Genomic DNA, 22841 nt, shown 5'->3' with positions numbered 1-22841 from the left:
CACCTACTGGGCAAGCTGGAAGGCCTGTTCGCCGACGAGGCGACGGCGAAGCCAGGCGGAAAACTGGTCGACGGCGAAAATGGTCGCGAACAGCAGGATGACGATCGCAAGCGTTTTCGCCTGGTGGCCCTGGCCGATCGAAAGGCGCAGCAGCTCGCCGATGCCGCCGCCACCAACGGCGCCGATGATGGTCGAGGCGCGCACGTTGATTTCGAGGCGCAGCAGGAAGTAGCTGGTGAAGTTGGGCAGCACCTGCGGCACCATGCCGAACCAGACGCGCTCGATCCAGTTGCCGCCCGCGGCACGCAGGCCCTCATCCGGCTTCATGTCCGCGTTTTCGACCACTTCGTAGAAGAGCTTGCCGAGCGCACCGACCGTGTGGATCGAGACCGCGGCGATCGCGGGAATGGGGCCGAGCGAGAGGATGGCGAGGAAGAAGCCGGCAATCACCACTTCCGGAAAGGCGCGCAGGATCTCCATGATCCGGCGAACGGTACCGCGGATCCAGGGATTGGGCATCAGGTTGCGCGCTGCGAAGAAGCAGAGCACGAAACCGAGTGCCGTGCCGATGATCGTCGAGAAGATCGCGATGTTCACGGTCTCCAGCATCTTGTGCACGTATTCGGGGATATAGAAGCCATCGGTCAGGTACAGCCGGCCGTCCGGGTAGTTGTATTTGAAGCTGCCGTCGTCATAGGGCGAGGGCAGGTCGAACATGGCACGGAAGATCTCCAGCCCATCACGTGGTGCGAGATCGCCGACGAAGTCGAAGAAATGCGGCAGGCGATCAAAGAACTTGCCGGCGTTGGAATCGTTGGCGAACCAGAGCGAGCCCGAGAGCGCCAGGAAGAGGATTCCGAAGCCGAGCCAGGAGTAAAGCCGGCGGCGGGAACTCAGTTCCTGCCAATGGCGCTCGATGACGGCGCCGTTGTCGCTCAGATTCCGCGGGAGCAGGGAAGTTGCCATGACCGTTCCGGCTCGCGCCGGCCTCTATGGCATTTCAAGGAAAAGCACGAAGCGGCTTTCCGTCAGGAAATGCGTGAAAACAAAGCGGTAGGGTATGGTTGAAGGGCTGGTGTCGAGCAGCACCCCTTCAAACAGTGAAACGCTGGCCGTTTGGGCGGCCAGCGTTCCTGGAAGATGCGGTCTATCAGCCGCCGATCGTTGCCTTGCGGGCGTCGATGATCGGCTTGTAGAAATCGGAGTTGACTTCGGTGTAGCCGGTGAAGTCACCGCCCTGGATGGCGGAGAAGCAGGCAGCGTCGGTCTTCGGCAGGTCGACCATGAACTGCTTGAACTTCACCTTCATGTCGTCGTTCATCGAGGTGCGCACGACGATCGGGCCGTTCGGGATCAGCGGCGACTTCCAGAGCTCGACGAGATCGTTCATGTCGAGGATGCCCTTGTCGACCATCTTCTTCAGGTTGCCCGAGGTGTAGCCGTCCTTGAATTCGCCGACGCCCGAGCCGAAGGTCGTGCCGGCATCGAAGGTGCCCTTGACGACTTCGAGAACGAGGTTTTCGTGACCGCCGCCGAAGCCGGTTTCACCGAAGAATTCCTTGACCGGCGCGCCGATCGCTTCCGGCAGGGTGACGAGCGGGACGAGGTAGCCCGAGGTCGAGTCCGGATCGGCGAAGCCGAGCTTCTTGCCCTTCAGGTCTTCGAGCTTGGTGATGCCGGAATCCTTGCGGGCAACCATGATCGAGTGGTAGCCGGTCGAACCGTCGGTCTGAACGGTCGTCAGGATCGGCTCGACGGCATCAGCCTTGGCGAGGTAGATCTTGGCATAGCCGGAAGCGCCGAGCTCGGCGTAGTCGAGCGTGCCACCGAGCAGGCCCTGGATAACGCCGTCATAGTCGGCGGCCGGGAACAGCGAGACCTTCTCGACGCCGATGGCAGCCGGCAGCTTGTCGACGAGGCACTGGAAGTTGCGCAGGCGGTCGGCTTCGTTTTCGCCGCCGAGAATGCCGATGCGGAATTCCTTGAGGTCTTCAGCCTGGGCGTGGCCGACGAGGGCGAGGAGCGCGACGGCGCCCAGAAGAGCTTTCTTCAGCATAAGGTTCTCCCGTGTGTCCGGCTTGACCGGATCCTATTCGGTTTCAAAGAGGTGCCCTTGACGCGGGCTTTCGATCCTGGCGGGCGTCAGATGCCGGCCAGTGCCAGCGGCTTGAGGCCGGCCGATGCCGTTTCTTCCTGCGGTTCGGCCGCCGGAATGTTGATGCTGGTGGAGGTCATCGACTCCTCGATGCCCGTGTCGGCGCCGTAGATCTCGGCAACCGCTGCCGCCGTCAGATCCTTGGGCTGGCCGTCGAAGACGACGCGGCCATGCGCCATGCCGATGATGCGTTCGCAATAGTTGCGCGCGGTATCGAGGGTGTGGAGATTGGTGATGACCGTGATGCCGTCGCGTTCGTTGATGTCGCGCAGTGCGTCCATGACGATTTTGGCGTTCAGCGGGTCGAGCGAGGCGATCGGCTCGTCGGCGAGCAGAACCTTCGGCTGTTGCATCAGCGCGCGGGCGATCGCGACGCGCTGCTGCTGGCCGCCGGAGAGCGTGCCTGCGGGCTGAAGTGCGGTCTGTTCGATGCCGAGGCGCTCGAGCGCGCCGATCGCCATGATGCGTTCTTCGCGGGTGAACATGTTGAGGATGCTGAGCACCGTCGAGCGGTGATTGAGGCGACCGAGCAAAACGTTGGTGAGTACGTCGAGGCGCGGCACCAGGTTGAACTGCTGAAAGATCATGGCACAGTCGCGCTGCCAGTTGCGCAGTGCAGCGCCGCGAAGTGACGACACTTCCGCGCCGTCATAGACGATCGAGCCCGAAGACAGGTCGACGAGGCGATTGATCATGCGCAGCAGCGTCGACTTGCCTGCACCCGAGCGGCCGATCACGCCGACCATCTGACCCTGGGGGATGTCGAAGGTAACCGAACTTACGGCTGTCTTCTTGCCGAACTGGCGGGTTACACTCTTCAACTGAAACATTTCTAGCAGGTCCTCTTTCGGGGAGACCGGTCATCGGTATGACACCTGCCATATCGGCGCTTCATGAAAGCGAAATGTCAGTTTGTTGTAAGTTCTGTTACAGTTCACACCCGCGCGGGCTGGGTTAATCAAAAGTGAAGGACATCGCGCCGGTGGGTGCCCGATTGGCCACCTCCCGCACGATTGCAGCTTGAGATTCGGCTGGATCGAGGGCGGTCGCCTGATCGCGTCCTTGCACAGTACCGCCGTGCGATTCCTGGCTCTACGGTCCAGGCTCCAAGGTCGCCCCCGGAACATAGAGCGCGATCGGTCGGATCTCGTAGATCGCGGTGGGATTGCTGCGCCGCAGGTCGCGTGCCGCTGCGATTGCTGCGTCGAGCGTCGGAAAGTCCACGACGTAGAGGCCAAGGAGATGCTCTTTGGTTTCAGCGAAGGGGCCGTCCGTGACGATGCCTTCGCCCTTGCCCCTCAGCGTCACCCCTGCCTCAGCGGGGCCGAGCCGCGCGGCCGGTCCGAATGATTTCTGCTGAACGAAGCGATCATGCACCTGGAGTAGATCGGACATCAGGGCCGCATCCTCCTCCTCGCTCCAGGATTCGACGACGCCTGCCGTGTGATAAGCCAAGATCGCATAATACATGAACCGTCCTCCCGGACGTATTCCTGTCAGGTTTCGCCGATGGCTTCAATCGGTGTGGCGAGGTTCATGGGTTCAACGCTACACTCTAAATCAGCCTCAGGATGCTGCGACCCACGATAGGCCCGGGCGTCAGTCCGGGAACTGCGCCTTTGAGTTCGCGCGCCGGACTGCCGCGTTGTCCTGTACTTGTCCGAAGTCGGAGCCGGGGATGCCCCGGTGCCTCTTGCCGGTATGAAGGCGCTTCGGTGCAGGAGCGTGCTTAATTGGCTCATTCATCACGAAGACACATGGTCCCATCACTTCGTTTCATGGAGCGGATGCGCTTCCGCCCTTGACTCGTCTTTATCGATCTTTTCTAACTTATGTTGTCAGACATCTTACATAAACGGGAACCCATTGCTGACGTTCAAACAGGAGGAATGCGTGAGGAAACTGGTTCTACAGCTCGCCGTCGGCGCTGCCGCGCTGGCGCTTGCCACCGCCGCGCAGGCAGGCGAGACGCTCGACCGTGTCATGAGCAAGAAGGCCATGGTGGTCGCCACCAATAGCGGGTGGCCACCGCAGAGCTATCTCGACGACAGTAACCAGCTGGTCGGCTTCGACATCGATGTCTCCCGCGAGATCGGCAAGCGCCTTGGCGTCGAGGTCAGCTTCGAGACGCCGGACTGGGCGACCTTGACCGGCGGCCGCTGGCAGGGACGTTATGACGTCGGCGTCGGCTCCGTCACCCCCACCAAGGCACGCGCCCAGGTCATCGACTTTGCCGGCATCTATTACTACAGCCCCTATGTCTATGTGTTGCACAAGGACAGTGAGGCGAAGTCTGTCACCGACCTGAACGGCAAGGTCGTCGGCGTTGAAACGGCCACGACATCGGAAGATTTCATTCGCCGGCAGTTGGAAATCGACGCGCCGGGGCTTCCGCCGATCGAATACAAGCTGGAGCCGGGCGAAATCCGCACCTTTGCCGACTCCATGCTTCCCTTCGACGACCTGCGCCTCGGCAATGGTGTGCGCCTTGATGCGGTCATCGCGCCGGAACAGACCGCGCTGAACGCCATCAAGAACGGTTATCCGCTCAAGGTCCTTGAGGGGGAGTACGCGTTCAAGGAGCCGCTCGTCGTGATCGCGGAAAAGACCGACCCCGAGTGGACGAAGAAGATCGGCGATCTCATCGACGAGATGAAGAAAGACGGCACGCTCGCGAGCTTTACCACCAAGTGGTACGGCAAGGACTACAGCGCCGACTGAGTTGGACAAGTCTGTGCGGCGGCAGTTCATGCCGCCCGCAACCCTTATTCGCTGTCTGCAGGGCGAGAGAACATGTCCTATCCCGATACCTACTACAAAAACACGATGGTCGACCGGAAGGTCAGACCAGTGCTTTCGGAAACCATCGAATGTGACACGGTCGTTGTCGGCGGTGGGCTTGCTGGTCTGACAACGGCGCTTCAGCTTGCACGCGCCGGGCAGTCGGTTGTGGTGCTCGAGGCCGAGAGTGTCGGCTTCGGGGCTTCCGGTCGAAATGGCGGCTTCGTCAGCCCCGGTTTTGCGACCGGTGGCGAGAATATTGCTCGACTGGCCGGTGCCGAAGGTGCACGGCAGATCCACCGCCTGTCGATCGAAGGCGTGGATTTCGTTCGGGATACGATCGCGGCGCTGAAGATCGAGAGCGCGCAAGCGCAGCCCGGCATCACCAGCGTGCTGCGCTACGACGACGACGGCAGTTTGAAGGCACATGCCGACGCGATGCGCCAAAACTACGGGTACGAATTGGAATACTTCGACACCGAGCACATTCGCGCGGTGCTGAAGTCGAAGCGCTATTTCCAGGGTCTGCGCGACCCCAAGGCCTTCCACATGCACCCGCTCAACTACCTTCGTGCGGTGGCAGAAGAGATCGAGCGGCTGGGTGGGCAGATCTACGAGGGCTCGGCGGCAACGGCGAGCACGCTCGATGGGGCCGAGAAGACGGTGTCGACCGCCCGCGGCCGCGTCAAGGCACGCCAGGTCGTCTTCACGACCGGTGGCTACACCGGCGCGCTCAACGGCCGGCTGCAGCGGGCGTTCCTGCCGATCGCCACCTATGTGATGCTGAGCGAAGAGGCGCCGGATCTGATCCGTTCGGCCATCGCCACCCGCGACGCGATCGGCGACAACCGCCGCGCCGGAGACTATTACCGGCTGGTGGATGGAGGCAAACGACTGCTTTGGGGCGGGCGGATCACCACGCGGGCAGCTTCGCCGGCGGCCCTTGCGGCCGAATTGCGGCGCGAGATGACGGGCACCTATCCGCAACTCAAGGAACTGAAGACCGAGCTCGCCTGGTCCGGGCTGATGTCCTATGCACGCCACCTGATGCCCCAGATCGGCGAGATGCGGCCGGGAGTCTGGCATTGCACCGCCTTTGGCGGCCACGGGCTCAACACCACGGCGATCGGCGGCAAGCTGGTGGCCGAAGGCATTCTCGAACAGTCCGACCGCTACAAGCTCTTCCGGCCGTTCGGTCTGGTCTGGGCCGGCGGCTATGCCGGGCTGGCGGTTGCTCAACTCACCTACTGGAAACTGCAGGCACAGGACTGGTGGCGCGAGCGCGCGGCCTGAACGCCGGAGATTTTGAGATGATTGGTCGTCTGATACTGACTTATCCGGATGTCGCGCGACGGTCCGGCATGTTTCTCATGCTGGCGCTCGTCACGCTGGCGATCTACGGGCTCGGCATCAGCCCTGCCTGGATCGGGCATCTGCTGCCGACTTCGGCAGGGTGGCTGGAAGCCAATCCAGCGCTCGGACGGTTGGTCAGTGCCTTGCTGGTCGCGCTGATCGCGGTAGCGAACTGGAAGGCTTTGCGGCAATTGCCGCGTAGCGGACAGGTGATCGGCGTCTGGGTCGAGCTCTTCGTCCTGCTGATGCTGTTTTTCTACTCGTTCGATCTGTCCTTCGCCTTCATCGCCAAGAAGATCGGCTACCTGGTCTCCCAGGGCGTCGTCACGACGCTCTATATCTCGGTGATCTCGATCGCGATCGCCACCCTCATCGCGCTGGTCGGGGCAATTGCGAAGCTGTCGAAGAACGGCGTGATCTACGGTCTCGCGACCTTCTACACCTCGCTCTTCCGCGGTCTGCCGTTGTTGATGCAGATCTACATCATCTACCTCGGCCTGCCGCAGGTCGGCTACGTCATCGGCGCGGTGCCGGCGGGCATCCTGGCGCTGTCGCTCTGCTATGGCGCCTATATGACAGAGATCTTCCGGGCCGGCATCGAGAGCATCCCGCGCGGCCAGACGGAAGGGGCGACCGCACTCGGCCTTAGCCCGAGCCAGACAATGGCGCTGGTGATCATGCCGCAGGCGATGCGCGTCATCGTCCCGCCGACTGGCAACCAGTTCATCGCCATGCTGAAGGACTCTTCGCTCGTCTCCGTCGTCGGCGTCTGGGAGATCATGTATCTCGCCCGCACTCAAGGCCAGACCGAGTTCCGGCACATCGAGATGCTGATCACCGCCTCGATGATCTACTGGATTCTGTCGATCGGTCTTGAGTTCCTGCAGTCTCGTGTCGAGGCCCGCTTCGGGCGCTTCGATGTCCGCTGAGTACGGTGCGCACGCGAATTTCTTGGGGTGGAAAGCCTGAAGACGCCCGCCATTTACCGGGCCCGTTGTTGAACTGGGTCGGGTGAGGCGGGCTCGTCTTGTTACAGAGTGTGCGGCTGTTGCGGAAACCCGCCGACATGGGTGCAGGTGCGCGCAGCGAGGTCGCGCCCGGCCTCCAGCCGCTTGATCAACGGGCGGCCTTGAAGGTGAGCCAGAATGAACCCGGCGATAAAGCTGTCGCCCGCGCCGGTGGTATCGACGATATCCACAGGACGGCTGCCGGTCGATACCAGTTCGGTTCCGTCGCTTGCGAGCGAGCCGAGGGCGCCTCGCGTGACGACGGCCAGCTTAGCACCGCGAGAGAGGAAGCCATCAGCCAAGCGTTCTGCGTCCTGAACACCGTCGCCGCCGGACCCGAAGGCGATGTTGAGGCCCTCCACGCCGAGGTCGGCGGGGGCGGCGTTGACGGAGACATCCTGCGAGACGCTGACACCCGCGGCTGCAAGTGCCCGGCGCAGCGCGCCGCCGTCGTCGAGCCAGCCGATATGCACGTGATCCATGGTCTTCAGGAGAGCGAGGTCGTCCGCGTCGGGTCGGTAACCGGCACAGGCGCCGAAATCCTCATAGAGGAAGACACGGTCGCCATCCGGCGTGATGCCGATGTCGGTATAGGCGGTGTTGACGTCACGCTCCTTGAGGCCGTCAAGCCGCACGCCGTTCTGCTCGAGAAGCTGCCGCACCTGTGCGCCGTCGCGGTCACGACCGACGGCGCCGAAGTAGAAAGATTGGTGTCCGAGAAGCGCCGACTGCACGGCGACATTGATCGCGTTACCACCGACATAGGTTTCCCCGACCGGCGCCTGGAAACGGTCGATGCAATTGTCGCCGACGGCAGCAAGGCGGAAAGTGGTCATAGCGTCTCCTGGCGGCCGCATGGAAAGGTCGCGAACGCGTTTTCGCATCCGCGACCGTCGGGCGAACGATTACGTCTCGAATGCTCAGTAGGCAACGCGCTTGTAGTAGCGCCGCGTTGTCAGCGGGTGATTGCGCATGACCTCGAGGTGGGCACTGATGCGCTCGAGCACTGTTGCAAGCACGATCGGCGAGACGAGACCGCGCACGTCGGGAGAGAGGCCGGGGAGGGAGAACTCCGTCGTGTCGAGCACGGTGAGCTTGCTCGTGTAACCGGGCACGAAGTTCTGAACGCGTTCGGCGAGCGGACGCATCGCATCTTCGCCCTTGAACAGGATGACGCTGACATCCTGTTCCACCAGTTCGAGCGTTCCGTGGAAAAAGTCTGAGGCATGCACCGGACGGGTGCGGATCCACTGCATCTCCTCGAGAATGCACATGCCGTAGTAGAAGGCTTCCGGCCACACGTTACCGGCGCCGGTGATGATGTGGTAGTTGGAGCCGGCAAGAACCTTCGCGAAATCCTCTGCTCGGGGTTCGAAGCTTCGCTTCACCTCCAGCAGCGCCTGCGGCAGGGTTTCGAGTTCACCCACAATCCGCTCGTAATTTTCGAGTTCCCCGCGGTGGCGCATGATCGAAAGCGCAATGAACAGCGATTGCAGAAAGAAGGACTCGCAGGAGGTGTCGTCTTCGGCGAAATTGACGAAGACGTGGTCTCCGCCATGGCCGAGTGGCGTGTCCCGATGCCCGACCAGCGTCAATACCGTCGCGCCAACCGCTTTTGCCTTCTCGAGCAGCGCCACGCTTTCCTTCGTGGTGCCGGAGAGGGAGGGAATGACCACGATAGACCTGGAATTCAGGTTTGCCGATCCGGAAAGGACGAGCTCTGCCGGCATGTCGATAAAGGTGGTAAAGCGGGACTGGCGCTGAAGAAGCTGGGCTGCCGGCTGCATCAGGATGGCGGCGCCTCCCGTTCCCGTGAAAAAGATGTTCTCCGCGCCGGCGGCGAGACAAGCCGCGATGGTGGTGTCCAGTTGCTGGCGCAGTGCGCCAGCGCCCGACTGGATGCGAAGAAATCTCTGTTCGTCGAAGTTCAGCATGGCACGCTTTCCCGGTGATTGCCTCGGTCGGCGGTCATGGCGTCCGCCGTTCTCCTTAATGTTGTAAGACAACTGACAACAATGCGAAGCGGTGTCAAGAGAGATATCTCGCCAGCACCGCTGCACCTCGCGATGCACGCCGAGTAGCAGCGAAAATCCGGTTGGCCGGAGGCGCACTTGACCTTCCAGAATTTGTCAGACAAGAACATCCTTGTGATTGTTCAACGGAGTGAGAGGAATTGGACGAACCCCTTCGTGATACGCGCACACTGGTCATTCAGCTCCGCGACCGCATCGCGGATCTGATTCGCGACGAAGGGCTCAATCCCGGCGACAAACTGCCAACCGAGGCGCAGTTGACGCAGCGCTTCAAGATCTCGCGTCCGGCGCTGCGCGAAGCGCTGAAGCTGCTCGAGCAGGACAGCATCATCTATGTCGAGCACGGCCGGGGACGGTTCGTCTCGGCGATGTCCGCCGTGCAGGTCGATCGCCCGATCACGGTCTTCGAAAGCGTCACGGACATGGCCCGGCACTATGGCTACGCCACGGCCAACAAGGTTCTTTCGGTGGCGGAGGAAGCACCCGACGCCACCACAGCTGAGCAGTTGCGGCTGCAGCCGGGCGAGCGGGTGATCCGTCTCGAACGGCTGCGGCTGCACAAGGACGAGCCGATCCTCTATTGCGTCGACTTCATCCCGCGCAGCATCATCCCGTTGCGCCTTTATGATGTCGATTGGACCGGTTCACTGCTCGATCTGCTGGACCAGCACAGGAGCAGGCCCAGGATGTCGGCCGCGATCGTCTCCGCCGTCATGCTTCCCGATGATGTGGTGGAGCGCAACGACCTGCGCGATTTCGGGCCGGCACTGCTGATCCGCGAGACCTGTTTCAATGCGGCCGGCTTGCCGGTGGTCTACGCGCTCGACTATCACCGCGGCAGCCATTTTTCCTTCAGCCTGGCGCGCAAGTGATCCGGCCGACGGTCTAGACTTGTCGGCAAATGGTCCGTGAACGGTGTCGGGCGGCGGCGAGCGGCCGTGTCACTTCTCCAGGCGTGTCGGGCTGAACTTCGAGGGATCGAGACCGACCGCCTCGAAGCCGTCCGGTGTTGTGGTACCGATGACGAGGTTCGCGGCGAGTGCGCCGAGCGCCGGTGAGGTCAGAATGCCGTAGCCGCCCTGGCCGGCGAGCCAGAAGAAATCCGGTCGGTCGCGGGCAAAGCCGATGACCGGCAACTTGTCGGGCGAGAAGCTGCGCATGCCGGCCCAGCTCTTGAAGATGCGGCGAACCGGTACGGTCGTTGCCTCTTCGATGTAGTGCGCCGCCCAGGCGACGTCGATTTCCTCGGGCTGGACGTCGGCCGGCTCGCAAGGGGTGGCGTCGGCGGGCGAGGCGAGCAGCCGCCCACCCTCGGGCTTCATGTAGAAGTCTTCATCGATCTCGTTGATCTCCGGCAAGGTGAGCGCATCGATGCCTTCGGGGAGATCGACGGTGATCGCCGTGCGGCGATGCGGCACGATACCGACGGGGGCGACGCCGAACAGGTCCGCAACCGGATCGGCCCAACCGCCGGCGGCATTGACGATCGTCTTTGCGCCGACATCGCCGGCACTGGTCGTGAGCACCCAGCGATCGCCATCCCGACGTGGCGCCAGTACGTCCGAGCGTTCGACGATCGTGGCGCCATGCCGGCGGGCGCCCCTGACGTAACCCTGAACGAGGTTCTCGACTTCGATGTCCCAGAAATGCGGATCGTAATAGGCCGCGGCAACGTAGTCCCGCCGGAGAATAGGCACCCGTGCGATAACTTCGTCGACGGTCAGCCTTTGGATCTCGGCATTGGCGCGACTTTCCTCGGCGAAGACCTCTTCGAAGCGATCAGCCTTCTCGGCGTTGGCGATCATGACGCCGCCGCGCTGCTTGAGCAGCGCCACTTCGGAAAACCCCTCAGGCGGTTTGTCGAAGAAGGACTTGGAGATGGCCGCGAGCGCACAGACTTCCGGCGTGTTGTAGCGCAGCACGAATTCTGCGGCCGAGCGGCCGGTGCTGTGATAGCCGAGCCCTTCCTCCCGCTCGATCACCACCACGGAGCGATGTGGTGCCAGGAAATAGGCGAGTGACAGGCCGGCGATCCCGCCGCCAATGATCGCCACATCGTAGTCCCGCATGTCCTGCCTCCATTGGTTGTTGGCGGGACCATAGGCAAGCTGCCATCCGCGTTCAAATTTATAACCGGAAAGGTGGCTATCAATTCTGATGATGGTCAGGCTATCTCGTCGAGACAGTGGTCGAGGGGCTCGGTATCGGCGACATGGGAAAGAAAAGCAGCTTCCGCCGGATTGAGGATCGCGTTCGGGTTGGAAATGCGAAAGACGTCGGTCGTCGGCAGGTCGGTGTAGGGCGGCAACTGCCAGAGTTCGCCCTCTGCAACGGCTGGCGCCGCCAGGTGGTCGGGCAGCATGCCGATGCCGACATTGGAGGCGATCAGCCGCATCACCTCTTCGACATTGCAGGAGACGGCGCGGACCTGCTGGCCGAAAGACCCGACGGCACGCACCGCGGTCACCGAGTTCATGTGCTGCCCGCCAAGCACGTCGGCGATGAAGGCGATATAGGGATTGCCCCTGAGATCGTTGAAGTCGACGCCTTGAACGCCGAACAGCGGATGATCGCGGCCGCAGTAGAGCGCGTAGCGTTCGCGTACATGGAAGCGTTTGTTGAGCCAGTCGGGTATGTTGCCGTCGCAAAGGCCGATGGTCGCGACGTTTCGCTCGACGGCGCTTAGAACGTCCACCGTCGTCGCGACGGTGACCGATAGCGTCACCTTTGGGTGCAGACGGAAGAAACTTTCGAGCTTGCGGTCCCAGGCAGGGTTGTGGGCGTGGCTGACGGAGTGGATGTTGAGGTGGCCGGTGATCTCTTCGCCGGCAATCTCCAGAACGTTCGGCAGCCGGATCACGGCGGCGAAGATATCGCGGCATTGGGCATGCAGGCGGGCGCCGGCATCCGTCAGGTTGAAGCGCCCGGGGCGGCGGTCGATGAGCTTCTGGCCAACGGTCTGCTCCAATCGCTTCAACGCCATGCTGACAGCCGGCTGCTGCAGGAGCAGACGGTTTGCGGCGGCCGTGATGCTGCCTTCCTCGACCAGCACGACGAAGGTGCGCAGCAGATTCCAGTCGAGATTGTGGGCGAAGCGTTCGAGGCGGTCATTGGCCATGGTCGTGGCTTGCTTTGATCTCTGGCGTTGCACTGGCCATTCGCTCCACGGTGGTGGCCCGAAGGACTTGAGTTCTTGTCGTCATATTTCAGCGATTTTGCAACACGGGGTGCTCCCGGTCGGACGCGGGGCCATTCCCTGAACGCATGAGGCGGTGCCTCAATTTCGTTTGAAACGGCATGCACCCCTTGCGATAACATGAGCCGAATAATCCGATGGGAGAGAAACATGGCCGGCAAGACGCAATTTCAATGGGATGATCCGTTCCTCCTCGAAGATCAGTTGACCGAGGACGAACGTATGATCCGCGACACCGCGCGGGCCTATGCGCAAGACCGGCTGCAGCCGCGCGTCATTGACGCCTATCGCGAAGAATCGACCGATCCGGAGATCTTCCGCGAGATGGGCGAGCTCGGCCTGCTCGGCGTGACGGTCTCCGATACCTATGGCGGCGTCGGCGCTTCTTACGTCGCCTACGGCCTTGTCGCCCGCGAAGTCGAGCGCGTCGACAGCGGCTACCGCTCGATGATGAGCGTGCAGTCTTCGCTGGTGATCTACCCGATCTATGCCTATGGCTCTGAAGAGCAGAAGCAGAAGTATCTCCCGAAGCTCATCAGCGGCGAGTGGATCGGCTGCTTCGGCCTGACCGAGCCGGATGCCGGCTCGGACCCGGCCGGCATGAAGACCCGCGCCATCAAGACCGAGAGCGGCTACCGCCTCGTCGGCTCGAAGATGTGGATCTCCAACGCGCCGCTCGCCGATGTTTTCGTCGTCTGGGCGAAGTCGGAAGCCCATGGCGGCGCTATCCGCGGCTTCGTGCTCGAAAAGGGCATGAAGGGTCTTTCGGCGCCGAAGATTGCCGGCAAGCTGTCGCTGCGGGCCTCGATCACCGGCGAAATCGTCATGGACAATGTCGAGGTCGGCGAAGACGCGCTTCTGCCAAACGTCGAGGGCCTGAAGGGTCCGTTCGGCTGCCTCAACCGCGCCCGCTACGGCATTTCCTGGGGTGCGCTCGGTGCCGCCGAGTTCTGCTGGCATGCCGCGCGCCAGTATGGCCTCGACCGCAAGCAGTTCAACCGTCCGCTGGCACAGACGCAGCTCTTCCAGAAGAAGCTTGCCGACATGCAGACGGAGATCACGCTCGGCCTGCAGGGCTCGCTGCGTGTCGGCCGCCTGATGGACGAGGGCCGCATGGCCCCGGAAATGATCTCCATCGTCAAGCGCAACAATTGCGGCAAGGCGCTCGATATCGCCCGAATGGCCCGCGACATGCATGGCGGCAACGGCATCTCCGAGGAATACCAGGTCATGCGCCACATGGTGAACCTCGAGACCGTCAACACCTACGAGGGTACGCATGACGTCCATGCGCTGATCCTCGGCCGCGCCCAGACCGGCCTCCAGGCCTTCTTCTGAGCGGCACGATCATGGAAGCGCCGCTGAAGGGCATTCGTGTCCTGGAACTGGCCCGCATTCTCGCGGGCCCCTGGATCGGCCAGACGCTGGCCGATCTCGGTGCCGACGTCATCAAGGTGGAAAGCCCGGCCGGCGACGACACCCGCACCTGGGGCCCGCCCTTCGTCGCGGGCGAAGATGGCGAGACGCTCGACGCCGCCTACTTCCACGCCTGCAACCGCGGCAAGCGCTCCGTGGTGCTGGATTTCACCACGGAGGAGGGGCAGGAGGCCGTGCGCCGCCTTGCCGCCCAGTCGGATGTCCTGCTCGAAAACTTCAAGGTCGGCGGGCTCACCAAGTATGGTCTCGACTACGAGAGCCTGAAGAAGATCAATCCGAAGCTGATCTATTGCTCGGTCACGGGCTTTGGCCAGGACGGTCCCTATGCCCACCGCGCCGGCTACGACTACATCGTACAGGGCATGAGCGGCATCATGGACCTGACCGGTGAGCCCGATCGCGAGCCGCAGAAGATCGGCGTTGCCTTCGCCGATATCTTCACCGGTCTCTATGGCGTCATCGCCGTCCAGGCGGCGCTTGCCCAGCGCGAGCGCACCGGCGAGGGGCAGCAGATCGACATGGCGCTGCTCGACTGCATGACCGGCGTTCTTGCCAACCAGGCGCTGAACTTCCTGGTCTCCGGCAAGGCGCCGCGCCGGCTCGGCAATGCGCATCCGAACATAGCGCCCTATCAGGTCTTCCCGACCTCCGACGGTCATCTGATCGTTGCGGTCGGCAATGATCGGCAGTTCGTGAAGTTCTGCGCGTTGCTCGACCGCGCCGATCTCGCGACCGACGAACGTTATCGGACCAACGCGCTGCGGGTGCAGAACCGCGACATGCTGACGTCTGAACTGGCAGCCGAAACCGCGAAAATCGAGCGCGACACGCTCTTGAAGTTGCTGGAAGATGCCGGCGTGCCCGGCGGGCCGATCAATACCGTTGCCGATGTTTTCGCCGATCCGCAGATCGAGCATCGGCAGATGCGGGTGGACACGCCGCATCCGGGCGCTGCCGCCGGCACCTCGCCGGGTGTCAGGACACCGATCCGCTTTTCGGCGGCCGAGCTTGCGCTGGACCGCGGCGTACCGCGGCTTGGAGAGCACACCGAGGAGGTGTTGGCAGAGATCGGGATGCAGGTCCCGAAGGCGGGCTAGAGCATTTCCCTTTCATGCTGGATCGTATCCGCATGAGTTGAAGTAGTTTCTGCATTCTTTTGGCGCGACGAGATGGACGAGCTTGCCAATCATGTCCCACAGACCAGACACGGTCCGCTCAGCCGCCTTCCTCAGATGTGCCTTGAGCTTGGAGAAGGCCTTTTCGATGGGGTTGAAGTCGGGACTGTAGGGCGGCAGGAACACCATCGTTGCGCCCGCCGCTTCGATTAACGCTCTTGCTGCTGGCCGTTTGTGGCTGGAAAGATTGTCGAGGATCACGACGTCACCGGGTTTCAATGTCGGGACCAGGACCTGAGCGACATAGGCCTCGAACCACTCGCCATTGATCGGACCGTCGATGACCAAAGGCGCGACCATTCCGGTGTTTCGTAGACCGGCGACAAGCGTCGTCGTCTTGCGATGGCCATGCGGGAAACCCATCCGCAGCCGCTCACCTCTGGTGCATCTTCCATGAGTGCGGGCCATGTTGGTCGCGGTCCATGTTTCGTCGATGAACACGAGCCGCGACGGATCAAGATCAAGTTGCTCGTCGAACCACCGCTGACGGAGTTCCAAGACGTCTGGGCGTGCTTGCTCTATCGCGTGGCCAGTCTTTTTTTGCGCGTCTGATTGTGCCGGACAAGGAAACGGTGCAGCGCCGACTTGCTGATGGCGATGCCCTGAGCTGCAAGGGCATCACGAAGTTCGAACAAGGTGCCGTCCCGGTGTTCCTCAAGCCACGACATGATCGCGTCGGCGTTGGCTTCGGTTTTGTACGAATGACGGTCTCCACCCAGCGGACCCGGTCGAACATGGCCCTGACGGACTTGCAGGTTTCGCCACCGGCTCACGCTGGCCGCACTGACGCCAAAGCGCTCGGCAGCCTCCCGGTGCGACGCTCCGGCTGAGACGGCGGCAAGAACACGTGCGCGAAGATCAACGGAAAGGGCTTTCGACATTATCTGCCGACCTCCATCGGCAGAAAGTTTGAATCAGAACCCATCTGATTTGCAAAGCCCAAATGATTCAATCAGTCAGGGAAACGCTCTAACGTAAGGTGACGCCCCGAAGGCGCTTGTTAAGACACCACCTGAGAAAATAGCAAAAAGCCCCGGAAATCCTGGAGATTTCCGGGGCTTTTCGTTTTAGGCCTTGAGTGCGCGGTTGAAGACGCGCGACAGCCGTTCGGCAAAAGCGCGCGGATCCTGCGGCTTGTCGCCATCGAGCACGCGCGCCTGGTCGAGCAGGAGTTGTACGGCGTCAGTCCGGAACGCGATATCGCCGGCGGGGCTGGCAGCCATCGCGGCGATCAGTGCGTGGTTCGGGTTGACTTCGAGGATCGGCTTGGCCGCATCGTCGAGACGGCCGGCGCCTTGCAGCATCTTTTCGAGCTGGCGATCGGGACCGTGCTCCGGCGCGACCAGGCAGACGGCGCTTTCCGTCAGCCGGTCGGACGTGCGAACATCGGAGACCGCCGCGCCGAGTGTTTCCTTGGCGAAGGCAACGAAATCGATGACCAGCTGGCTGGCCTTCGGCGCTTCTTCCTTGTCGCCTTCAGACTTGGCGATATTGCTGAGATCAGCCGCCCCTTGGGTGATCGACTTCAGCGGCTTGCCGTCGAAGTCCGGAGCCGAGGTCACCCAGAAGCTATCGACCGGATCGGTCAAGAGCAGCACTTCGATGCCGCGGGCGCGGAAACCTTCGAGCTGCGGCGAGGCCTTGAGCTGGCCGAGATTGTCGCCCGTCAGATAATAGATCGCCGACTGGCCTTCCTTCATGTCCTTGACGTAGTCGGCGAGGCTGCGCTGGCCCTCATCCGAGGTGGTGGTACGGAAGCGTGACAGAGCGATCAGTTGTTCGCGGCGCTCGTAGTCCTCGTAGATGCCTTCCTTCAGCACGCTGCCGAAGTTTTCCCAAACTTTGTCGAAGGTCTCCGGCTCGCTTTCCGCCAGCTTCTCGATTGCTGTCAGCACGCGGTTGGTGACACCCTTGCGGATACTCGCGAGCAGCGGGCTTTCCTGGATCATTTCGCGCGAGACGTTGAGCGGCAGGTCCGAGGTGTCGACGAGGCCGCGCACGAAGCGTAGGTAGCGCGGCAGCAATTCCGCCTCGTCGGTGATGAAGACGCGTTTGACGTAGAGCTTCATCCGGCCCTTGCGGTCCGGGTCGAAGAGGTCGAAGGGCTTCGAGCCGGGCACGAAGGCAAGTGCGGTATATTCGTGACGGCCTTCGGCGCGGAAATGCACCGTGAGGGCCGGATCGTCATACTGCCCGGCGACGCCACGATAGAAGTCGGTGTACTCTTCCTTGCTGATCTCGCTCTTCTGCTTGGTCCAGAGGGCGGTGCCGTCGCCGACGGAAACCGGCTCGGCCCCGGGCTTCTCGACGACCGAGATCGGCACCGGCACATGGCCGGACTGATCCTTGACGATGCGCTCGACCGTCCAGCGCGAGGTGTAGGTCTTAGCATCCTCCATCAGATGGAGCGTGATGCGCGTGCCGCGCGCGGGGGCATCGGCGAGTTCGGCGGCAGCAACGGTGTAGCTGCCCTTGCCGTCGGAAGACCACAGCCAGGCGTGTTCGGAACCGGCGCGGCGCGACACGACATCGACCTTGTCGGCGACCATGAAGGCGGAATAGAAGCCGACGCCGAACTGACCGATAAGCTGTGCGCCTTCCTTGCCCTGGGCGGCCTCGATGCGCTCCATGAAGGCCCGCGTGCCCGAGCGGGCGATCGTGCCGAGCGCTTCGACCAGTTCATCACGGCTCATGCCGATGCCGTTGTCGTCGACGACGAGACGGCTGTTTTCCTCATCGAGCGTCAGCGTGATGCGCGGGGTGGGGTCTCCGGCAAGAAGCTCAGGCGAGACGATCGCTTCGTAGCGCAGCTTTTCGCAGGCGTCCGCGGCGTTCGAAATCAGTTCGCGGAGGAAGACGTTCTTGTCGGAATAGACCGAATGCACCATCAAATGGAGCAATCGCGCCACATCGGCTTCGAAGACATGTTTCTCTACGGACATTTCGGTTTCGCTCATCGCCTTGGCAACTCCTTGTGCTTTGCGCCCCAATTGGCAAGCTGCGTCCAGAATTTCAAGGGTCGTCTTGCGTGGTACCCATTTCTGTATGATGCTGCACTGCGAACGAACGCTGAAAACTGGCCCACGTATGCTCCTTCCACGGGGTCCAAGGCGACGGTTCGCTACGACGACAAATCGCCGTAACACTCCACTGTTATGCTCCTGCGACCTGAGCAGACGTTCTTGGGTCACCTATGTCGAGTTCATACCGCGGCTCTGCCACCCGTCTCTTTGACTAAAGTCAATGCGAGACGAATTGCATTGTTCTATAGGCTTCAAGCAGCGGGGCCGGCCTTCAATCGCACCGAGGAGTGGACATTATGCCCAAGCATTCCACCATCCCGACAATACCGACAATACCGACATTCGCCGATGCCTATTCCTATTCGCTCGATGCCTGGCAGCGCTCGGTCCTTTTTCTTGACGTGATGCGGCAGCGCGGTGCGCAATATGAGGAGCACCGGACGCAGACCGCTCCGAACGTGCTGGAGTTCGAGGCTCAGCTTGTCCGCGACGGACGCACACTCGCGCGGCCGGTGAACTATGCACTGGTGAGCATCGTTCCTCCCGACGGGGTCGCGATCGATCCGTCGAAGCGCCCCTTCGTCGTTGTCGATCCCCGTGCGGGTCACGGGCCTGGCATCGGTGGTTTCAAGGCAGACAGCGAGATCGGCGTGGCGATGAAGGCCGGCCATCCCTGCTATTTCATCGGCTTCCTTCCTGATCCGGTCCCCGGGCAGACGATCGAGGATATTGCTCTTGCCGAGGCCATGTTCCTCGAAACCGTCATCGCTCGCCATCCGGATGCTGACGGCAAGCCCTGCGTGATCGGCAATTGCCAGGCGGGCTGGGCCGTGATGATCGTTGCTGCGCTCAGGCCGGAACTCTTTGGTCCGATTATCATTGCTGGAGCACCGCTTTCCTACTGGGCCGGCGTCAAAGGGCAAAACCCGATGCGCTATTCCGGCGGGCTCCTCGGCGGCAGCTGGCTGACGGCGCTGACCGGCGATCTAGGCGCCGGCGTCTTCGACGGCGCCTGGCTGGTTCAGAATTTCGAGAACCAGAACCCGGCCAACACGCTTTGGACCAAACAATACAATCTCTATTCGAAGATCGACACGGAGGCCGCCCGCTACCTCGGCTTCGAGCGCTGGTGGGGCGGGCACGTGACGCTGAATGCCGAGGAAATGCAGTTCATCGTCGATGAGCTGTTCGTCGGCAACAAGCTTGCGGCCGGCGAAATCCGAACGTCCGATGGCACGGCGATCGATCTGCGCAACATCCGTTCGCCGATCGTCGTATTCTGCTCGAAAGGGGATAACATCACCCCGCCGCAGCAGGCGCTCGACTGGATCCTCGATCTTTACGACAGCGTCGACGAGATCCGCGCCTACGGCCAAACGATCGTCTATACCATCCACGAGACCGTCGGACATCTCGGCATCTTCGTGTCCGCCGGGGTCGCGCGGAAGGAGCATGACGAATTCGCGTCCAACATCGACCTGATCGACGTGTTGCCGCCCGGCCTGTATGAGGCCGTGCTGACGCCGGCAGCCGGTGTGGACGAGGGACGCGAACTTCTCTCTGGTGAATGGCTGATGCGTTGTGAGGCGCGGACGTTGGAGGACATCCGTGCGCTTGGCGGCAACGATATCGAGGATGAGCGGCGTTTCGCTGCCGCGGCGAAACTGTCGGAAGTCAATCTGGCGCTCTACCGCACCTATCTGCAGCCGGCGGTGAAGGCGGCGGTGACTCCGCCTGTGGCCGAAGCCATGCGCAGCATGCATCCCCTGCGCCTGCAGTATGCACTGTTCGGCCCGGACAATCCCTTCATGGCCTGGACGGCGGCTCTTGCAGAACAAGTGCGACAAAACCGCGAACCTGCGGCTTTAAACAATCCGTTCATTGCGTGGCAGGAGGCGCTGTCGCAGCAGGTGGTGGACGGCCTGGATGCCTGGCGACGGATGACGGAGTACGTGTCCGAGCAAACCTTCCACACAGTTTACGGCGCCCCGGCTCTTCAGGCGGCACTCGGTGTGGATGCCGCCCATGCTCCGCGCAAGGCAGCAAAGAGCCTGCTGCATCAGGAACTTGTTGACGCGCGGATCGCAGACCTTAGGGCCAGGATGGCGGAGGGTGGCACTTGCGAAGGTCTCGCCCGAGCGCTGATCTTCGTCGGCATGGCGCGAGGCGGTGCCGACGAACGCGGCTTTGAGGCGGTTCGGCGACTTCGACGCGCTCACCCGGATGCCAAGCAACTGGATCTCGCCACATTCAAAGCAGTGCTTCGGGAGCAGTATTTCATGCTGCTGATCGACGAGGATGCTGCCCTTGCGGCGCTTCCAAATCTGCTGCCCGAAGCGATCGAGGAGCGTCGCGCCGCCTTCACTGCTCTTCGCGAGGTCCTCGATGCCTCCGGCGCGCTGACGGGTCTTGCGGCCGAGCGGCTGCAACGGGTGGCGGCGATGTTCCGGCTGGACAGCGAGCCTCCGGTGGCGATTAATGCTGGCAAGGCCGTCCGCAATCGTGCCGCATCCTGATCGAGAAGGAGCTTCGACATGTCCGAGGCAACCGCACTGCCGCTTGAGCAGTCCAAATACGATCTGCTGATTGCCACCGCGCGAGACGAAACGCCGGCGGTCACCATCGTCGCGCACCCTTGCGACGAAACCTCGCTGCGTGGCGCACTTGAGGCGGCCGAGACGGGACTGATCAAGCCCGTGCTCGTCGGCCCGGAAACGAAGATCCGCAGCGTCGCTGCCGAACACCGGCTCGACCTCGGTAGCTACGAGATCGTCGACGTGCCGCACAGCCATGCGGCGGCGGCGAAAGCGGTGGCGATGATCCGCGAGGGCCTCGGCGAACTGCTGATGAAGGGCAGCCTGCATACGGACGAGCTGATGCGCGAGGTTGCTGCCTCCGCAACGGGACTCAGGACCGATCGGCGGATCAGCCATGTCTTCATCATGGATGTGCCGGGCCATGCCGAGACGCTGTTCATCACCGATGCTGCCATCAACATCTTCCCGGATCTCGAGGCCAAGCGCGACATCGTGCAGAACGCCATCGATCTTTGGGTCACGATCGGTCTTGGCGAGCCGCGCGTCGCCATTCTTTCGGCTGTCGAGACCGTGACGACGAAGATCCCATCGACGATCGAGGCGGCAGCACTTTGCAAGATGGCCGAGCGCGGCCAGATCACCGGCGGCCTGCTCGAAGGCCCGCTTGCCTTCGACAATGCGATCGACCCGGAGGCAGCACATATCAAGGGCATAAAGTCTCCCGTTGCCGGCCGGGCGCAGATCCTGGTGGTACCCGATCTTGAGGCCGGCAATATGCTGGCGAAGAATCTCACCTTCCTGTCCCATGCCGACGCCGCCGGCATCGTCCTTGGCGCCCGCGTGCCGATCGTGCTGACGTCGCGGGCGGACTCCGTGCGCACGCGTCTTGCCTCCTGTGCCGTGGCCTCGCTCTACGCGGCGCGGCGGCGGGCGACGCAAGTCGCGGCGGTGTAGCCATGGACGCGCTCCTCGTCGTCAACGCCGGATCGTCCAGCCTGAAGTTTCAGGTTTTCGGGATCACGGATGCCGGTCTAGAACGCCGGGTGAAGGGGCAGATCGGGGGCATCGGCACGCGTCCGCGCCTTCAGGCGAAGGCGGCCGACGGAACTGTGCTGATCGATCGAAACTACGAAGCCGACGTCGTCTCCGATTTGCCGGCGGCCATCGCGGCGGCGCGGGACTGGCTGTTGACCCTTCAGGGCTTCACCCTGCGTGCGGTTGGCCACCGGGTGGTGCATGGCGGGCCCGACTATGCCGAGCCGGTGCTCATCGACGCGACAGTGCTGGATCGTCTGGCGAGTTACCAAGATCTCGCGCCGCTGCACCAGCCCAACAACCTCGCGCCGATCCGCCAGGCCATGGCGATCAATCCGGATGTGCCGCAGGTCGCCTGTTTCGATACCGCCTTCCATCACGGCCACCCGAAAGAGGTGAACTGCTACGCCATGCCGCGCAGCTTCTATGACGAAGGCGTTCGGCGCTATGGCTTTCACGGCCTCTCCTACGAATACATTTCGGAGCGCCTGCGCGACGTGGCGCCGGAGGTGGCGGGTGGCCGTGTCATCGTTGCGCATCTCGGCAGTGGCGCCTCGATGTGCGCCCTCAACAACGGCCACAGCATCGAGAGCACCATGGGCTTCACCGCGCTCGACGGCTTGCCGATGGGAACGCGGCCTGGCCAGCTCGATCCGGGCGTCGTGCTTTACCTGATCCTCCAGCGCGGCATGAGTGCCCAGGCCGTTTCGGATCTGCTCTATCATGAGGCAGGTCTGAAGGGGCTCTCCGGTGTGTCGAACGATATGCGCGATCTTCTCGCAAGCGAGGACCCGCATGCCAAACTCGCGATCGATCACTTCCTCTATCGCAGCGGGCTCAATGCCGGGATGCTTGCGGCCGCGCTCGGCGGCATCGACGCTTTCGTCTTCACGGCGGGCGTCGGCGAGAACTCCGCTCAGATCCGTGCCCGCATCGCGGACAACCTCACCTGGCTCGGCGCGGAGCTCGATCCGGCCGCGAACGAGGCGGGTGCCACGCTGATCTCCACGCCTTCAAGCCGCGTCGCGCTCTACGTCATCCCAACCGACGAGGAACTGATGATCGCGCGCCACACGCTGGCGCTCCTTCGAACTCGTGCAGCCTGATCC

At 62.5% G+C, this 22841-nt stretch carries 19 protein-coding genes; 9 read left to right on the top strand and 10 right to left on the bottom strand.

Translation table 11 applies throughout. The features are described 5' to 3' along the window. Positions 1-3: 3 nt before the first annotated feature. From phnE to IB265_RS13725, 4 genes are all read right to left on the bottom strand, one after another. A complete protein-coding gene (phnE, locus tag IB265_RS13740) occupies positions 4-966 on the bottom strand; it encodes a phosphonate ABC transporter, permease protein PhnE (RefSeq protein ID WP_057249150.1) in 963 nt (320 codons plus the stop codon). Between the two features lie 184 nt (positions 967-1150). After that, a complete protein-coding gene (gene phnD / locus IB265_RS13735; protein WP_057249149.1) occupies positions 1151-2056 on the bottom strand; it encodes a phosphonate ABC transporter substrate-binding protein in 906 nt (301 codons plus the stop codon). 86 nt (positions 2057-2142) lie between these two features. Further along, a complete protein-coding gene (gene phnC, locus IB265_RS13730; protein ID WP_057249148.1) occupies positions 2143-2985 on the bottom strand; it encodes a phosphonate ABC transporter ATP-binding protein in 843 nt (280 codons plus the stop codon). Positions 2986-3247: 262 nt separating this feature from the next. Next, complete coding sequence (locus tag IB265_RS13725) at positions 3248-3625, bottom strand: YciI family protein (protein ID WP_057249147.1); 378 nt, start codon at positions 3623-3625, stop codon at positions 3248-3250. 423 nt (positions 3626-4048) lie between these two features. Here IB265_RS13725 and IB265_RS13720 point away from each other — a divergent pair, with 423 nt between their 5' ends. The 3 genes from IB265_RS13720 (at position 4049) to IB265_RS13710 (ending at position 7218) form a co-directional block, all read left to right on the top strand. Beyond that, entirely contained in the window at positions 4049-4876 is an 828-nt protein-coding gene (locus IB265_RS13720; protein WP_057249146.1) for a transporter substrate-binding domain-containing protein, read from the top strand. A gap of 72 nt (positions 4877-4948) precedes the next feature. Continuing rightward, the gene (locus tag IB265_RS13715) at positions 4949-6229 is read left to right on the top strand and encodes an FAD-binding oxidoreductase (RefSeq protein ID WP_057249145.1); all 1281 of its coding nucleotides are present in this window, start codon (positions 4949-4951) and stop codon (positions 6227-6229) included. Positions 6230-6246: 17 nt separating this feature from the next. Continuing rightward, entirely contained in the window at positions 6247-7218 is a 972-nt protein-coding gene (locus tag IB265_RS13710; RefSeq protein WP_057249268.1) for an amino acid ABC transporter permease, read from the top strand. 101 nt (positions 7219-7319) lie between these two features. Here IB265_RS13710 and IB265_RS13705 read toward each other — a convergent pair whose 3' ends face one another. After that, positions 7320-8132, bottom strand: coding sequence for a PfkB family carbohydrate kinase (locus IB265_RS13705; RefSeq protein WP_057249144.1), 813 nt, complete (start codon positions 8130-8132; stop codon positions 7320-7322). 84 nt (positions 8133-8216) lie between these two features. Further along, positions 8217-9230: an SIS domain-containing protein gene (locus IB265_RS13700; RefSeq protein WP_057249143.1), complete on the bottom strand. Its 1014-nt coding sequence runs from the start codon at positions 9228-9230 to the stop codon at positions 8217-8219. A gap of 239 nt (positions 9231-9469) precedes the next feature. Between IB265_RS13700 and IB265_RS13695 the strand changes: the two genes are divergently transcribed. Beyond that, on the top strand, positions 9470-10201 hold the full coding sequence (locus IB265_RS13695) for a GntR family transcriptional regulator (protein ID WP_057249142.1): 732 nt from the start codon (positions 9470-9472) through the stop codon (positions 10199-10201). 69 nt (positions 10202-10270) lie between these two features. Here the strand turns inward: IB265_RS13695 and IB265_RS13690 are convergent, their stop codons facing one another. Continuing rightward, complete coding sequence (locus IB265_RS13690) at positions 10271-11398, bottom strand: FAD-binding oxidoreductase (RefSeq protein ID WP_057249141.1); 1128 nt, start codon at positions 11396-11398, stop codon at positions 10271-10273. Between the two features lie 95 nt (positions 11399-11493). After that, the gene (locus tag IB265_RS13685) at positions 11494-12447 is read right to left on the bottom strand and encodes a LysR family transcriptional regulator (RefSeq protein WP_057249140.1); all 954 of its coding nucleotides are present in this window, start codon (positions 12445-12447) and stop codon (positions 11494-11496) included. 228 nt (positions 12448-12675) lie between these two features. On the opposite strand from IB265_RS13685, the gene IB265_RS13680 reads away from it, so the two are divergent. Continuing rightward, on the top strand, positions 12676-13863 hold the full coding sequence (locus IB265_RS13680; protein WP_057249139.1) for an acyl-CoA dehydrogenase: 1188 nt from the start codon (positions 12676-12678) through the stop codon (positions 13861-13863). 11 nt (positions 13864-13874) lie between these two features. Next, entirely contained in the window at positions 13875-15059 is a 1185-nt protein-coding gene (locus IB265_RS13675) for a CaiB/BaiF CoA-transferase family protein (protein ID WP_057249138.1), read from the top strand. Positions 15060-15071: 12 nt separating this feature from the next. Here the strand turns inward: IB265_RS13675 and IB265_RS13670 are convergent. Both IB265_RS13670 and htpG read right to left on the bottom strand, forming a co-directional pair. After that, a protein-coding gene (locus tag IB265_RS13670; protein WP_113132961.1) for an IS630 family transposase occupies positions 15072-16018 on the bottom strand; the annotation gives its coding sequence in 2 pieces (ribosomal slippage) (positions 15072-15670 and positions 15670-16018; 948 coding nt in all). Between the two features lie 186 nt (positions 16019-16204). Beyond that, on the bottom strand, positions 16205-18094 hold the full coding sequence (htpG, locus tag IB265_RS13665; protein ID WP_057248543.1) for a molecular chaperone HtpG: 1890 nt from the start codon (positions 18092-18094) through the stop codon (positions 16205-16207). A gap of 362 nt (positions 18095-18456) precedes the next feature. Between htpG and IB265_RS13660 the strand changes: the two genes are divergently transcribed. Genes IB265_RS13660 through IB265_RS13650 form a run of 3 tightly spaced genes read left to right on the top strand, consistent with a single transcriptional unit; the run spans position 18457 to position 22838 of the window. After that, a complete protein-coding gene (locus IB265_RS13660) occupies positions 18457-20676 on the top strand; it encodes a DUF3141 domain-containing protein (protein ID WP_057248542.1) in 2220 nt (739 codons plus the stop codon). Between the two features lie 18 nt (positions 20677-20694). Continuing rightward, complete coding sequence (locus tag IB265_RS13655; protein ID WP_057248541.1) at positions 20695-21651, top strand: phosphate acetyltransferase; 957 nt, start codon at positions 20695-20697, stop codon at positions 21649-21651. Positions 21652-21653: 2 nt separating this feature from the next. Continuing rightward, entirely contained in the window at positions 21654-22838 is a 1185-nt protein-coding gene (locus IB265_RS13650; protein WP_057248540.1) for an acetate/propionate family kinase, read from the top strand. The last annotated feature ends 3 nt before the right edge of the window (positions 22839-22841 follow it).

It is taken from the genome of Ensifer sp. ENS10, from assembly GCF_014852025.1.
Taxonomy (GTDB): domain Bacteria; phylum Pseudomonadota; class Alphaproteobacteria; order Rhizobiales; family Rhizobiaceae; genus Ensifer.
The sequence above is the reverse complement of the archived record's forward strand: the minus strand, read 5'-3'. Positions and strand labels throughout refer to the sequence as shown.